The sequence below is a fragment of the Leisingera sp. CC-HEC093 genome (genome assembly GCF_059429195.1).
Map to the genome: position 1 here is coordinate 3,957,420 of NZ_JCAIJR010000001.1, position 14,135 is coordinate 3,971,554.

General features: G+C 65.0%; 15 protein-coding genes. 10 read left to right on the top strand and 5 right to left on the bottom strand.

Translation table 11 applies throughout. The annotated features are described in order from the left end of the window. Window positions 1-611: 611 nt before the first annotated feature. Together AC5STB_RS19485 and AC5STB_RS19490 are read right to left on the bottom strand one after the other, a co-directional pair. Window positions 612-1,841 (bottom strand): sigma-54-dependent transcriptional regulator, encoded by a 1,230-nt coding sequence (locus AC5STB_RS19485; RefSeq protein WP_495444425.1) that lies wholly within the window; start codon window positions 1,839-1,841, stop codon window positions 612-614. Continuing rightward, window positions 1,838-3,580, bottom strand: a complete 1,743-nt coding sequence (locus tag AC5STB_RS19490) for a sensor histidine kinase (protein ID WP_495444426.1) — start codon at window positions 3,578-3,580, stop codon at window positions 1,838-1,840. The genes AC5STB_RS19485 and AC5STB_RS19490 overlap by 4 nt, the downstream gene beginning before the upstream one ends. Before the next feature lie 59 nt (window positions 3,581-3,639). On the opposite strand from AC5STB_RS19490, the gene AC5STB_RS19495 reads away from it, so the two are divergent. Then, a complete protein-coding gene (locus AC5STB_RS19495) occupies window positions 3,640-4,821 on the top strand; it encodes a cytochrome P450 (RefSeq protein ID WP_495444427.1) in 1,182 nt (393 codons plus the stop codon). A 168-nt stretch (window positions 4,822-4,989) separates the two neighbouring features. Here the strand turns inward: AC5STB_RS19495 and AC5STB_RS19500 are convergent, their stop codons facing one another. After that, window positions 4,990-5,916 (bottom strand): LysR substrate-binding domain-containing protein, encoded by a 927-nt coding sequence (locus AC5STB_RS19500; protein ID WP_495444428.1) that lies wholly within the window; start codon window positions 5,914-5,916, stop codon window positions 4,990-4,992. An 86-nt stretch (window positions 5,917-6,002) separates the two neighbouring features. On the opposite strand from AC5STB_RS19500, the gene AC5STB_RS19505 reads away from it, so the two are divergent. Next, window positions 6,003-6,284, top strand: coding sequence for a hypothetical protein (locus tag AC5STB_RS19505; protein ID WP_495444429.1), 282 nt, complete (start codon window positions 6,003-6,005; stop codon window positions 6,282-6,284). Between the two features lie 21 nt (window positions 6,285-6,305). On the opposite strand, the gene AC5STB_RS19510 is transcribed toward AC5STB_RS19505, so the two are convergent. Next, on the bottom strand, window positions 6,306-6,773 hold the full coding sequence (locus tag AC5STB_RS19510) for an Lrp/AsnC family transcriptional regulator (RefSeq protein ID WP_495444430.1): 468 nt from the start codon (window positions 6,771-6,773) through the stop codon (window positions 6,306-6,308). A gap of 209 nt (window positions 6,774-6,982) precedes the next feature. On the opposite strand from AC5STB_RS19510, the gene cobA reads away from it, so the two are divergent. The 7 genes from cobA (at window position 6,983) to AC5STB_RS19545 (ending at window position 12,520) form a co-directional block, all read left to right on the top strand. Beyond that, on the top strand, window positions 6,983-7,738 hold the full coding sequence (gene cobA / locus AC5STB_RS19515) for a uroporphyrinogen-III C-methyltransferase (protein WP_495444631.1): 756 nt from the start codon (window positions 6,983-6,985) through the stop codon (window positions 7,736-7,738). Further along, window positions 7,738-8,046, top strand: coding sequence for a DUF2849 domain-containing protein (locus AC5STB_RS19520; protein ID WP_495444431.1), 309 nt, complete (start codon window positions 7,738-7,740; stop codon window positions 8,044-8,046). The genes cobA and AC5STB_RS19520 overlap by 1 nt, the downstream gene beginning before the upstream one ends. Further along, entirely contained in the window at window positions 8,039-9,703 is a 1,665-nt protein-coding gene (locus AC5STB_RS19525; protein WP_495444432.1) for a nitrite/sulfite reductase, read from the top strand. The genes AC5STB_RS19520 and AC5STB_RS19525 overlap by 8 nt, the downstream gene beginning before the upstream one ends. Window positions 9,704-9,707: 4 nt before the next feature. Continuing rightward, window positions 9,708-10,469 carry a phosphoadenylyl-sulfate reductase gene (locus AC5STB_RS19530; protein WP_495444433.1) on the top strand — a complete coding sequence of 254 codons (762 nt, stop codon included), beginning with the start codon at window positions 9,708-9,710 and terminating at the stop codon, window positions 10,467-10,469. A 5-nt stretch (window positions 10,470-10,474) separates the two neighbouring features. Beyond that, a complete protein-coding gene (locus AC5STB_RS19535) occupies window positions 10,475-10,870 on the top strand; it encodes a DUF934 domain-containing protein (protein WP_495444632.1) in 396 nt (131 codons plus the stop codon). A gap of 141 nt (window positions 10,871-11,011) precedes the next feature. Continuing rightward, a complete protein-coding gene (locus AC5STB_RS19540) occupies window positions 11,012-11,878 on the top strand; it encodes a ferredoxin--NADP reductase (protein ID WP_065269372.1) in 867 nt (288 codons plus the stop codon). Between the two features lie 135 nt (window positions 11,879-12,013). Then, window positions 12,014-12,520, top strand: a complete 507-nt coding sequence (locus tag AC5STB_RS19545) for a hypothetical protein (RefSeq protein WP_495444434.1) — start codon at window positions 12,014-12,016, stop codon at window positions 12,518-12,520. 98 nt (window positions 12,521-12,618) lie between these two features. On the opposite strand, the gene AC5STB_RS19550 is transcribed toward AC5STB_RS19545, so the two are convergent. Next, window positions 12,619-13,188, bottom strand: a complete 570-nt coding sequence (locus AC5STB_RS19550; protein WP_495444435.1) for a hypothetical protein — start codon at window positions 13,186-13,188, stop codon at window positions 12,619-12,621. 457 nt (window positions 13,189-13,645) lie between these two features. On the opposite strand from AC5STB_RS19550, the gene infC reads away from it, so the two are divergent. Beyond that, complete coding sequence (gene infC, locus AC5STB_RS19555) at window positions 13,646-14,107, top strand: translation initiation factor IF-3 (RefSeq protein ID WP_495444633.1); 462 nt, start codon at window positions 13,646-13,648, stop codon at window positions 14,105-14,107. Window positions 14,108-14,135: the final 28 nt, after the last annotated feature.

Consider the following 14,135-nt stretch of genomic DNA (forward strand, 5'->3'; position numbering starts at 1 on the left):
TTGCGGAAAACCGCTCAACATTTGATTCGAGAATCACTGAAAACACGGTTTTTCCGCATAATTGCATAGGCTTGCGAGGCGACTCAAAACCGCGTCATCAACGCCTGACGCAGGCTGTGCGAAATCCCGCACAGGGCCTTCCGGGCTTTGTGCGGAAATCCGCACAAATGTTAGCGCCGGACAGAACTGCAAGGGAATCGCCGCCCTTCTTCTGGCTGAAAATATCCCCGTCCCACTGCTCGTCAGGCGGTTATGCCGCCGGGAGGGGGAGGCATCCGGCCTCTCAGCCTAACGCCGTCCGCGGGGTGTTGCGCACCCGCCGTACGCACCGCTTTCCGCTCTTTAACCCCGGTTTGCGATACTTAATCCCGTCGCGACACCGGTGCGGGCTGACACCCCGCACCACCAGGAGATCACAGGGCCCCCGAGACCACCTCTTCATTGGGTGCAGGGGCGTCCCGCACCGAAGGCTTCAGCGGACATGGGGGCTTGCGACCCCCGTCCTCCCTCCGCCCATGGCCCCGATGGGGCTTTCCGGCGGCGCCGCCTCCTTAACGGCCCCGGCCCAAGCGCCGGACAGAACGAACCGCAAGGCTCCGAACCCAGCGCCCTCAGCGGCGGTAATCCTCGGGCCGGATGCCATAGCGGGCCAGCTTATCATAGAATGTCTTGCGCGGCAGCTTCAGGGCTTCCGCGGCCGCAGCCGCGCGCCCGTTGGCCCGGCCCAATGCGGCTATCAGCAGGGAGCGTTCCACCTGCGCCATCTGCTCTGCCAGCCCCAGCCCCGCAGCAGCAGCCGCCTCCTCCGGCATCCCCAGCACAAACCGCATCGCCGCCGACATCAATGAGCGCGCGTTGCCCGGCCAGTCCTGCGCCATCAGTGCCGCCAGATGGTCCTGGCTGATCTCCGGCGGCTCGATCCCCGCCTGCTCCGCCGCCTGAGCGACGTAGTGGCGGAACAGCACCGGAATATCTCCGGGACGCTCCGCCAGCGACGGGATACGCACCCGCATCACATCCAGCCTGTAGAACAGATCGGCGCTGAAGTTGCCCGCCTGCGCAAGTTCCGCCAGATTCGCGCTGGAGCCGGCGATGATCCGCACCCCGCCGCCCTGCTCCAGCTGCGCCAGCAGCGCATATTGCGCCGCCTCCGGCAGCGCCTGCACCTCATCCAGAAACAGCGAGCCGCCCGCCGCCTCCTGGCACAGCTCCGCTACGGTGTCCGCCGCCAGCCCTGCAGCGGGACGCTTCACAAACGGTCCCTGCGCGGCGGGTGACATCAGGTGGATGACCTCCGCCACCTTGGAAATGCCGCTGCCGGGCGCACCGGTGACCAGCACCTCTGCGCCTGTCGGTGCCACCGCCCGCACCCGCCGGCGCATTTCCTTGGCTTGCGGTGAGGTTCCGAACAGCAGCCGCGCCGCCGGGTCCCCGGTCTCCAGCTGGTGCTTCAGCCGCCGGTTCTCCAGCACCAGCGCACGGGTTTTCAGGGCGCGTTCCAGCACCGGCAGGAAATCAGCGGGCGCGCAGGGTTTTTCCAGAAAATCAAACGCCCCCTGCGACATCGCCTTGACCGCCATCGGAATGTCGCCCTCGCCGGTCAGCAGCACCACCGGCAGTTCCTCATCCGCGCCGCGGGCATAGTCCAGCAGGTGAAACCCGTCCCGCCCCGGCATCCGGATGTCGGAAACGATAATGCCGTCAAACGCCGGGGTGATGTGATCCTTCGCGGCCACAAACGACCCGCAGACCACCACATCCAGATCGTTCAGCTCCAGCGTCTGTGCCAGCGCCTCGCGCACCGCCGCGTCGTCATCCACCAGCAGCACCTTGCGGGTCATGCGGCATCCCCCTTTTCGGCGCCCTCGCGCCACGGCTCCAGCTCCACCGTGAACACCGCGCCGCCGCCGGTGTTGGCGCCGCGGATATTACCGCCAAAGCTCTGCACCAGCCCATAGGAGATCGACAGCCCAAGCCCCATGCCCTCGGAACTGCCCACCGCCTTGGTGGAATAAAACGGATCGAACATCTTCTCCGGCTCCTTGATGCCGGGACCGCTGTCCTGCACCCGCACCTGCAGCCGCGGGCCAATGTCAGCAGAGATCGAGATCACCTTCTCCACCTGCCCCTGCATCGCATCGGCGGCATTGTTGATCAGGTTGACGAAAACCTGCGTCAGCCGCACCTCGCCGCCCCAGGCATAAACCGGCCCGCCGCAGGCTTCGGAGCGCCAGCGCAGGTCGATACAATCCGCCTTCAGCCGCGGCGCCGTCAGCTCCACCGCGGCATCGATCACCTGCACCAGGTCCACCTGCCCCATCGGCTCGCTCTCGTTGCGGGCAAAGGCGCGCAGATTCTTGATGATCCGCGCCATCCGCGCGGCCATGTCGGCAATCCGGCCCAGGTTTTCGCCGGTGCGCTCCGCCTTGCCGCGCTCCAGGAAGGCGGCACCGTTCTCGGCGTATTGCTGGATCGCCATCAGGGGCTGGTTCAGCTCGTGGCTGATCCCCGCCGACATTTGTCCCAGCGCCGACAGCTTGCCCGCCTGCACCAGCTCCTCCTGCGCGCGTTTCAGGGCCGCCTCAGCCTCCTCCCGTTCGCGCACCTCGCGGCGCAGGCGGGTGTTGGCCGCCGACAGGTCGCGGGTGCGCTGTTCGACCCGGCTTTCCAGCACCGCATTGGCCTCAGCCAGGGTGCGGCGCCGCTCCATCACAATGAACAGCATGGCACCCAGAGCCAGGCACACCGCCGCCAGCGCCGCCGCCTGCAGCGCCGCGATCCGCCGCGCCGGCGCCACATCCACCAGGATTTCCCCTGTCATCCCGATCAGCGGCAAATCCACGGAAAGATGCAGTGCGCGGTCAGGCAGATAGGGGCTGCCCTCAAGACTCCAGATTGCATGTCCGGCATAGCGGTCCCGGCTGATGACACTCGGGATCTCCCCCTCCGCGCCGCGCTGCCAGAACAGCAATTCGGACCGGTTGGAAATGAACACTTCGCCGCTCTTCCCGGTAAAGAACACCGCCGGCAGCGAGCCGCGCCAGGTCTGCTCGACGTCATTCACATCCGCTGCCACCACCAGCGCCCCGCGCACACCGCCGGGCTGGAACACTGGCGCAGCATAGAAATACGACCGCCGCCCGCCCGGCTGCAAAACCGCGTGACCGGTGCCCATGGCCCCCTGCATGGCGCGGGTAAAATAGGCCTGATCCGAAACATCAGACCCGGACACCCCCTCGGCGGCTGCCAGCACCCGGCCGTCAGCGGCAGCATAGAACACATCCAGCGCCGCGGTCTTGTCGGCAACCGAGCGCAGCAGCTCCGCCGCGGCCTCCCGCGCCGCGGGGGTGGAAAGATTCGCCAGCGCCGGGTGTTCTGCGGTCAGCACCGCCAGTTCCTGATAGACCTGCAGCTGAGTGCTGACGCGGTCCGACGCCAGCGCCAGATCCGCGGCACTGCGCTCTGCCAGGCTGTCCAGCGCCTGGCGGTAGCCATAAGACCAGACTGCCAGCGCCAGCGCCGCCACAGCCACAAGGAACCCGGCAGGCAGGCTCCAGCGAAGAAGTTTGCGTGTTTTCATTGCGGCACGTTATCAAAGCGCCCCTTGCATTGACCAGACGCAGCGGCAAAAACCGGTGTATGAAGACTTTAATCCAATCCCCCACCGATCCGGCCTTTGTGCAGGACCCCTATCCCTTCTATGCGGCGGCCCAGGCAGAGGGCCAGATGCACCACTGGCAGGACTACGGCATGGTTGCCGCCTTCGGCCATTCCGCGGTGCATATGCTGCTGCGCGACCGCCGCTTTGGCCGCGAGGTGCCTCAGGAGCTGCGCAAGGACGGCCCAGCCCATCTTGCCCCTTTCCTGGCAGTGGAGGCGCATTCGATGCTGGATGCCGAGCCGCCCCGCCACACCCGCCTGCGCCGCCTGGTGCTGCGCGCCTTCACCTCGCGCGAGATCGCGGCGCTGGAGCCGGGCATCAAGGATCTGTGCCACCAGCTGATCGGCGCTTTCCCGGACCAGCCCTTTGACCTCTTGGACGCCTATTGCACCCAAGTGCCGGTGATCACCATCTGCCGCCTGCTGGGGGTGCCGGAGGAGATGGCGCCGCAGCTGTTGGACTGGTCGCACAGGATGGTGGCGATGTATCAGGCGTCGCGCACGCAAGAGACCGAACACGCCGCGGCGCAGGCCTCGCAGGCGTTCACGGACTTTCTGCGCGGCTACATCGCAGAGCGCCGCAATGATCCCCGCGACGACCTCATCACCCGGCTGATCGCGGCTGAGGAGGAAGGCGACAAGCTGTCAACGGACGAGCTGATCGGCACCTGCATCCTTCTGCTGAACGCGGGCCATGAGGCCACCGTGCATTCGCTGGGCAACGGCGTGAAGACGATGCTGCAACAGGGCTGGCAGCCGGACTGGCTGGCGCCTGAGGGGATCGAGGGGCTGGTGGAGGAGATCCTGCGCTTTGATCCGCCTTTGCACATGTTCACCCGCTACGCCTATGAGGAGGCAGAGGTGTTCGGCCACACCTTCCAGCGCGGCGATCAGGTGGCCCTGCTGCTGGGTGCCGCCAACCGCGACCCTAAGGCACTGGACGACCCGGACCGTTTTGACCCGGCCCGGCCGCCCAAGGTGAACAAGAGCTTCGGCGGGGGCCTGCATTTCTGCGTTGGCGCACCGCTGGCGCGGCTGGAAATGCAGATCGCCCTGCCGATCCTGTTTGAGCGCTGCCCGGACCTGAAGCTGGCGGCAGACCCGGAATACTCGAACACCTACCACTTCCACGGCCTGACCCGGCTGACGGTCTCTGCCTGACCGGAGCACTCCCGCCCGCGCTGCAGGGATCACAGATCCCTTTGCCCGGTTGGGCCAGGCGCCGCTGACGCGGCGCGGCGCCCCCATTTCACCTTTGGAAAAATACTCCAGGGGTGAGGCGCCTTGGCGCCGAGGGGGCAGCGCCCCCTGCCATACCCCTCTTGGGGGCTACTCCAGCTCCCCCGGGGCTCCGGCCAGGCCGGAGCTGTTCAGCAGCCAGTCCCGGAAGACAGCCACCTTGGGGTCATTCCACTTCTGCCGCTCTCCGATCAGGGCATAGGCACCGGACGGGGTGCCGCAGGTCATCTCCGGGAACGGCAGCACCAGGTCCCCCCGTGCCAGTTCCTCGCGGCACAGAACCAGATCCGCCATCACCACGCCCGCCCCCAGCACCGCGGCCCGGGTGGCCATGTCGAGGTTCGGGAAAACTTCGCCGCCGGCCGGGTCCACTCCCTCCACCCCGAAATGGCGCAGCCAGGTTGACCAATCCTCGCGGCGCGGTGTTTCGTGCAGCAGCCGCAGTCCGGCCAGCGCCGCTGGCCCCTCGGCCAAAACCGGCAGCAGCGCGGGCGCGCAGGCCGGGGAAAGGATCATGCCGAACAGTGGCATAACCTCGATATCCTCCGGCCGCCCGCGGATGTTCTCAAGCGAAATGCCAAGATCGTATTCGGCCCTGTCAAATCCCTTGCTGCCGTAAAAATCGGTTGCCAGCCTCAGCTTGATCTCAGGATGCGCAGCGCGGAACTGTTCAATCCGGGGCAGCAGCCACCGCAGCGACAGCGTCGGCGGGCAGATCACCCGCAGCTCGGATGCATCCGCGGCGATCTGCTCCACCTCGCGCAGCATCATCGCAAAAGCCTCAGTCAGCACCGGATAAAGCCGCTGTCCGGCCGTTGTCAGTTCCACCCCGCGGGCATTGCGGTGGAACAGCTGCACGCCGATGTGGTCCTCCAGGATCTTCACCTGGCGGCTGATGGCGCCGCGGGTCACGAACAGCTCCTCTGCAGCGGCGATGAAGCCCTGGTGGCGGGCGGCGGCCTCAAAGGCGCGTAAGGAATTGAGGGGCGGCAGACGCATCAGATCACCATGGGTCATTTTTCCTGATCCATGGTGGAGATTAACTGGTTTGCGCGCAAGCCCCCTGCGGCCCTATTCCTTAGGCCCAAACCAGAGGAACAGCCATGATTGCAAATATTGAGAAAGCAGGCGTGCAGCACATCAGCCCCCCGGCCCGTGGTGCCCTTGGCTGGTTCGCCGCCCTCCTAGGGCACAAGAAAACTAAGCCTCGTGCAGCAACGGGCCCGAACGCGGTACAGGTGCCGCGTCTCGAACTGCAACGGCTGACGGAAACATCTCCGCATCTGTTGGCTGACATTGGCGTGATGCCGGAGGCTGCCTCTGGCGAGACATCCCCCTGGCGGCTGCAGGACGGGCGCCACCTGCTGCTGCGCCCGCCGCTGTGACAGATAGGAACGGGCGGCCCGTTAGCCGCCCAGCGGCAGCATGGTGGTCGACTTGATCTCCTCCATCGACAGAAGCGCCGTCACATTGTGCACCTTCACCTCGGAGATCAGCGCCTGATAGAAGACATCATAGGCGCGCGCGTTCTGCACCCGCACTTTCAATATATAGTCGATGTCGCCCGCCAGCCGGTGCGCCTCCTGCACCTCGGGGCGTTCCTGCAGCGCCTTCAGGAACTTGGCCTGCCATTCCGCCTCATGCTCCGAGGTGCGGATGAGGACAAAGAAACAGGCCTCGAACCCCAGCGCCTCCGGGTCCAGCAGCACTGTCTGCTGTCCGATCACCCCGGCCTCCTTCAGCTTGCGGATGCGATTCCACACCGGGGTCTTGGAAGACCCGACCCGGCGGGCTATTTCATCCAGCGACTGGCTGGCGTCGCGCTGCAGTTCAGCCAGAATTTTCCGGTCCGTGCCGTCGATCCGCACCGTCATTCCTGTTTTCTCCTTATGTGAGGACCAATCGGCCCGATGTCCCGCCGCGGCAAAACCAATGTTCTTATTTCCGCGCCCATATAGCGCAATACCGGGAATATTTCCTATATCTACCCTCAAGTCAAACACGCACAGAGGGTACAGGAATGTCCGCACCATCGACACATGCCGCCAATGCCGCCACTCGCACCCGTGGCAGCATGGATTGTATGGTGGCAGGCCAGGTGACCTTTGCGGGTTCCGGCCCCGGCGATGCGGAGCTGCTGACCCTGAAAGCCCTGCGCGCGCTGCAAGCCGCCGACGTGATCCTGCACGACCGTCTGGTCAGCGATGAAATCCTCGCGCTGGCCGGCCCGCAGGCCGCGCTGGAGGATGCCGGCAAGGAGGGGTTCGGTGCCCAGGTTTCGCAAGAGGACATCAACGCCCGTCTGGTGGAACTGGCGAAGGAAGGCAAGAAGGTACTGCGTCTGAAGGGCGGCGACCCGGCGATCTTTGCCCGCCTGGATGAGGAGCTGAGCGCCTGCGAGGCGGCCGGCATTGCCTACAGCATCATCCCCGGCATCACCGCCGCGTCGGCCGCCGCCGCCGCCATCGGCCAGAGCCTGACCCAGCGCGGCCGCAATACCGCAGTGCGGTTCCTGACCGGCCACGCGATGACCGGCTTTGCCGATCACGACTGGGCGGCACTGGCGCGCCCGGGCGAGGTTGCAGCCGTGTATATGGGCAAGAAATCCGCCCGCTTCGTGCAGGGCCGCCTGATCATGCATGGCGCCGACCGCGCGACGCCGGTGACGATCATCGAAAACGCCTCGCGCCCCGATCAGCGGGTGCTGGAAACAACACTGGACCGCCTGCCCGCCGACCTGGACGCGGCAGGATTCGACGGTCCTGCCCTCACCTTCCTGGGTCTTGCCCCGCGCCAGGCGGCGGCAGCCCTGAACGATCTTAAAACGGAGCTTGCATAATGGCCCGCGCCTTTACACCCAAAGTCATCACCGCCAACGACCTGCTTGAGGGCGACGTGATCTACTTCACCGCCCAGGACACCTGGACCCGTGAGCTGTCGGAGGCTGAGCTGATCACCGACGAGGCAGACGCCCAGCTGCGCCTGCTGGAAGCGGAGAAGCAGAACATCAAGATCGTCGGCGCCTATCTGGCCGACGCCAAGGCAGGCCCGAACGGGCCTGAGCCGACCCACTTCCGCGAGGACTTCCGCCGCACCGGCCCCTCGAACTACTTCCATGGCAAGCAGGAGGCGCAAGCCAATGTATAAGTACAACGAGTTTGACGAAGCCTTCCTGGCGGAACGCAACGCCCAGTTCCGCGCCCAGGTCGAGCGCCGCATCGACGGCTCCCTCACCGAGGACGAATTCAAGCCGCTGCGCCTGATGAACGGCGTCTACCTGCAGCTGCACGCCTATATGCTGCGGGTTGCGATCCCCTATGGCACCCTGAACCCGAACCAGATGCGCACGCTGGCGCTGCTGGCCGAGAAGTGGGACAAGGGGTACGGCCATTTCACCACCCGCCAGAACATCCAATACAACTGGCCCAAGCTGCGCGACATCCCGGACATGCTGGATGCGCTGGGTGAGGCCGGCCTGCACGCCATCCAGACCTCTGGCAACACCATCCGCAACACCACCGCCGACCATTTCGCCGGTGCCGCCGCGGATGAGCTGACCGACCCCCGCCCCTATGCCGAGCTGATCCGCCAGTGGTCCACCGACCACCCGGAATTCCAGTTCCTGGGCCGCAAGTTCAAGATCGCCATCACCGGCAGCAGCGCTGACCGCGCCGTGATCAAGGCGCATGACGTGGGCCTGCAGGTGGTGGAACAGGACGGCAAGGTGGGCTTCAAGGTCATCGTCGGCGGCGGCCTGGGCCGCACCCCGATGATCGGCCAGGTGCTGCGCGAGTTCCTGCCGCAGGCGGATCTGCTGCCCTATCTGGAGTCGGTTCTGACCGTCTACAACGTGCTGGGCCGCCGCGACAACAAGTACAAGGCGCGCATCAAGATCACCGTCTCCGAGAACGGCATCGACACCTACCGCGCGATGACCGAGGAAGCCTTTATGGCGATCCGCGGCCAGTACGACGGCACCGACCAGCAGCTGCTGGAAGAGATCAAGACGCATTTCCAGGCGCCGGAATTCCGCTCCGCCCCGACCGATGCGTTCGATGCAGCCTATGCAAACGACCCGGTGTTCCGTGCCTGGGCCGACACCAATCTGCACGCGCACCGCGCCGCGGGCCACGCCATCGCCACCATCTCGATCAAGGCGCATGGGGCAACCCCGGGCGACGCATCGGCGGAGCAGATGCGGGTGATGGCCGACCTGGCTGAGCAGTACGGCTATGGCGAATTGCGCATCAGCCACCAGCAGAACGTGATCCTGCCGCATGTCCACAAGAACGACCTGCCGGCAATTCACGCCACGCTGAAGGCAAACGGCCTGGCCACCGCCAACATCGGCCTGATCTCGGACATCATCGCCTGCCCGGGCATGGATTACTGCGCGCTGGCAACCGCCCGCTCGATCCCGGTCGCGCAGGAAATTGCAACCCGCTTTGACGAACTGAAGATGGAGCACGACATCGGCCATCTGCAGATCAAGATCTCGGGCTGCATCAACGCCTGCGGCCACCACCATGTTGCCCATATCGGCATTCTTGGTTTGGACCGCGCCGGTGTTGAAAACTACCAGATCACCCTGGGCGGCGACGCCACCGAGACGGCTGCCATCGGCACCCGCACCGGCCCCGGCTTTGCCTATGACGAGATTGTTCCCGCCGTGGAGCGAATCGTCGAGGTTTACATGGCCCAGCGTGACAGCGCAGAGGAAACCTTCCTCGAAACCTACCGCCGGATCGGCATGGAGCCGTTCAAGGCAGCCCTCTATCCCGAGGCTCAGAAAAAGGTCGCCTGATCTGATGTTCCATTCAGCCGGAAATAGGCCCGCCGGAGAAGCCGAGCTTCTCCGGGACCGGGAGCTGGCCGCCAAGGCGGAGGCGCTGAATTCGCGCTTCCGCCACCATTCGGCCACCTCGGTGATGGAGGGCGCATTGCGGGACGCAGGACACATCGCCCTGGTCTCCTCTTTCGGCGCGGAATCCGTGGTGCTGCTGCACATGGCCGCGGTCATCGACCCGATGACGCCGGTTGTGTTTGTGGACACCGAACTGCTGTTCACCGAGACGCTGATCTATCAGCAGGAAGTGAGCGAGCGGCTGGGCTTGCGCAATGTGCGCATTATCCGCGCCGATGACATCGCCGAGAAGGACCCCTACGGGGCGCTCAGGTTCAGCGACAAGGATGCCTGCTGCACCCTGCGCAAAACCGTGCCGCTGCAAAAGGCGCTGGCGGGCTATGACGGCTGGATTACGGGCCGCAAGCGGTTCCAGGCCGGCACCCGTGCCGCGCTGGAGTTCTTCGAGGTCGAAGAGGGCACCGGGCGGCTCAAGATCAACCCGCTGGCCCATTGGGCGCCCGAGGACGTGCGCGCCTATATGGATGAAAACCGCCTGCCCCGCCATCCGCTGGTCGCCAAGGGCTATCCCTCGATCGGCTGCGCCCCCTGCACCAGCCCGGTCAAGGATGGCGAAGACCCGCGCGCCGGCCGGTGGCGCGGGGAAAACAAGGAAGAATGCGGCATCCACGTTGTGGATGGCAAATTCGTACGCACAGGAGCGTGAGTGAGATGACTGTTATCGTGACCGACACCGGCTTTGCGGCCGACGACTGGACCACCGGTTTTGAGGGCTCGGATGTGCTTGAGCTGGCTTCCGACGCCAATCTGAATGACGTGTCGCTGGACGGCGTGAAGCTGGTGCGGGTTGAATTCCCCAGCTTTGCCGACGGACGCGGCTTTACCCTGGCCCGTCAGCTGCGGCTGAAGGGTTATGAGGGCCGCCTGCGCGCCTTTGGCCATGTGATTGCCGACCAGTACGCCATGGTCCGCCGCTCCGGCTTTGACGAGGTGGAGCTGAGCGACGACCTCGCCGCCCGCCAGCCCGAGGACCAGTGGCTGGCCCGCGCCAACTGGAAAGACCACAGCTATCAGGCCCGCCTGCGCGGCAGCACCGCTGCCCGCTAAGCCAGCCCCGTAACCCGGGACACTCCCTGAAACCGGCTCCGTTGCGTCAAACGCGGGGCCGGTTTCGCAAAACAGGGGGTTTTCCTGACCTGTATCAAAGACTAATCAGAGGTGCCGGCTACTCCTCCGGCAGTGGACCCGATGAATGAGATGACACCCGTGACCGACACTGCAACCGACCCGAAACCGGCCAAAGCCGTGCCGGCCCTGCCCGATGCGCAGACCGTGACCCAGGTGAAACACTGGACCGACCGGCTGTTCTCCTTCCGCTGCACCCGGCCTGCGTCGTTGCGGTTCCGCTCCGGCGAATTCGTGATGATCGGCCTGATGAACGACCCGGACCCCAAGACCGGCAAGCAGAAACCGCTGCTGCGCGCCTACTCCATCGCCTCGCCGTCGTGGGACGAGGAAATGGAGTTCTACTCGATCAAGGTGCAGGACGGCCCGCTGACCTCCAAGCTGCAGCACATCAAGGAAGGCGATGAGATCATTCTGCGCCCCAAGCCCGTCGGCACCCTGGTGCATGATGCGCTGGTTCCGGGCAAGCGGATTTGGTTCTTTGCCACCGGCACCGGCTTCGCGCCCTTTGCCTCGCTGCTGCGCGAGCCGGAAACCTATGAGAAATTCGATGAAGTGATCATCACCCACACCTGCCGCGAAGCAGGCGAGCTGACCTATGGCCGCGAGCTGATCGAGAGCCTGAAGGACGACGAACTGCTGAATGAGGTGATCGGCGAGGGCTTCTGGAAGAAGATCAAATACTACCCGACCACCACCCGCGAAGAGAGCCCCAAGATGGGCCGCATCACCGACCTGATGCGCTCTGGCGAGGCGTTTGCGGATCTCGGCGTGCCGCCGCTGAACCCGGAAAGCGACCGCGCGATGATCTGCGGCAACCTGGCCTTCAACCTGGAGCTCAAGGACCTGTTCGAGAACACCTATGGCCTCGAAGAGGGCGCCAATTCCAAGCCTGCGCATTTCGTGGTGGAGAAGGCGTTTCTGGATTGATGCCAGACCGGGCGCCCTCCGCGGCAAGCCCCATTTTTGACACGAATTTGACGGGAGGCTGCCGCCTCCCGTTTATCTTTTGTTGGGGATGAATCGGTATCCCGGTTGCTGAGATCCAGAATGGAGCAACAGCAGATGCACAACGAAACGGCCCCCGGGCACTCCCCTCTTTTTCAGTCCGTCAGAAGCGAGGCAGGCAAGGCCCGTATCAACGCGGCGGTTGCCGGTTTTCAGAACCGCCCCGGCCAGGTGCAGCCCTCAACCCCGGAAAAGATTGCCGCCATCAAGGCGCGTTTTGATACGCGCGCCATGGGGCCGCAGGAGATCGACCAGTTGTTCGACGCGCTGGTGCAGGCAGGCCATCCGATGACCGCGCCGATGCTGCTGCTGAATTCCATGGGCGAACGCTTCCGCAGCCATTTGTCAGGCCTGTCCGGCAGCGCCTATGACAGCAGCCGGCAGCTGGACCTGATCGCAGTGGCGCAGCTGCAGATTCAGCGCGCCCGCAAGCAGGGCGGCAGCAGCGCCGGCTGGGAGAGCTTCCTGGCATTTGTGATGCCGCCGCAGGAACCGGCCGAAGCCCAGCCGCCCGTAGCCCACATGGCACGCCTGGCGCAGCAGGCGCAGGCGCGGCCGAACTGATCAGCCGCAGCCAGACCGGGCAAACACCCGATTGAACGAAAAAGGCGGCCGGGAATTCCCGGCCGCCTCTTCTTTACCTGACCCTTTAGCAGCCGGTCTCATTCGCTCGCGGTTGCGGCCTCTTCAGCAGTGCCAGTGCTGCCGGCACCGCTCTGGTTCAACAGCTCATCAGCGGTAGTGGTTGCACTGTCCAGCGCCTCGCTTGCGGCGTCCTGGGTGGCATCCGCCGCGCCTTCGGCAGTGTCCGCAGCGCTGTCAACCGCGCCGGAAGCGGTACCGGCGGCGCTGTCAATCGCAGTGGCGGCTGCATCTGCTGCTGTGCCGGAGGCCTCTCCGGACGCTTCCGCAGCGCCGTCAAGCGCGTCTCCCACGGTTTCCGAAACCGCGTCGGCAGCCTGGTTCACGGCATCCTGCGCCGCCTCAACCGCAGCACCTGCGGCCTCAGCACCGGAATCGATGGCCTCTTCCACGGCCTCCGCCGCGTCCTGTGCCGCCTCTTCAGCTTCCGCTGCCGGCTCCACTGCGGTTTCCGGTGCGGTGCTGCTCTGCTCTTCCTGCACTGCAGGGGCTTCTGCCGGGGCGGGCTCCTGCGCGTCCTGGCCGGCCACCAGCAGGTAGGCGGCCACCGCTGCGGCACCCAGCCCCAGCACGATCAACAACTGTTTCATAATCCTCTCCTTGCTCCTGCCGGCCTGCGGCAGGCCGGGGCCGCTGTTGTCGCGGCATCTGCCCTGCCAGATGGCGAAGCGCGCGGCACAGCTCAAGGGGGAAGTTTGCGCCATACGCGTCACGGGCGGCCCGCTGCCGCCAATCTGCCCAAAACTGGCGGAACGCCGCCGCAATGCCGGCTTTTCAGGCTGTTGCGCCGCAGCCTTCAAGCAGCTGCCGCGCGCTGCCCGCCGCCGATTTCAGCGCCATTTGCAATATGCGGCCTTGAAATGCGGCTTTCCTGCAGCCATACCGCCCATAACGCTTGAATCATACGCGCGGGGGCAGTAGCGTTCCCGCACTTTTTGCAATGACAGAAGGATCGCAGTCATAGCCCGCAGACCTCATAACGCGCCGCCCCAACGTGACACCGGCCCGCGCGTCAACGAAAAAATCCGTGCCTCCGAAATCCGCCTGATCGGCGCCGATGGCGAAAACGTCGGGGTCGTGCACCCGGCCAAAGCCATGGACATGGCGGCTGAGGCCGGACTTGATCTGGTAGAAATCTCGCCCAACGCCAATCCGCCCGTGTGTAAGATCATGGACTTTGGCAAGTTCAAGTACGAACAGCAAAAACGCGAGAGCGAAGCCCGCAAGAAGCAGAAGATCATCGAGGTCAAAGAGGTCAAGTTCCGTCCCAACACGGACACTCATGACTACGATGTGAAAATGCGGAACGTCTACAAGTTCCTGGAAAACGGCGACAAGGTGAAGGTCACCCTGCGCTTTCGCGGCCGTGAGATGGCGCACCAGAACCTCGGCCGCGAGCTGCTGGAACGGGTTGCCGAGGACACCAAGGAACTGGGCAAGGTCGAGAACATGCCCAAGATGGAAGGCCGCCAGATGATCATGATGATCGGACCGCTGGCCAAGAAGTAAGCCGCGCACCGCTGGTGCAGGGCACAGC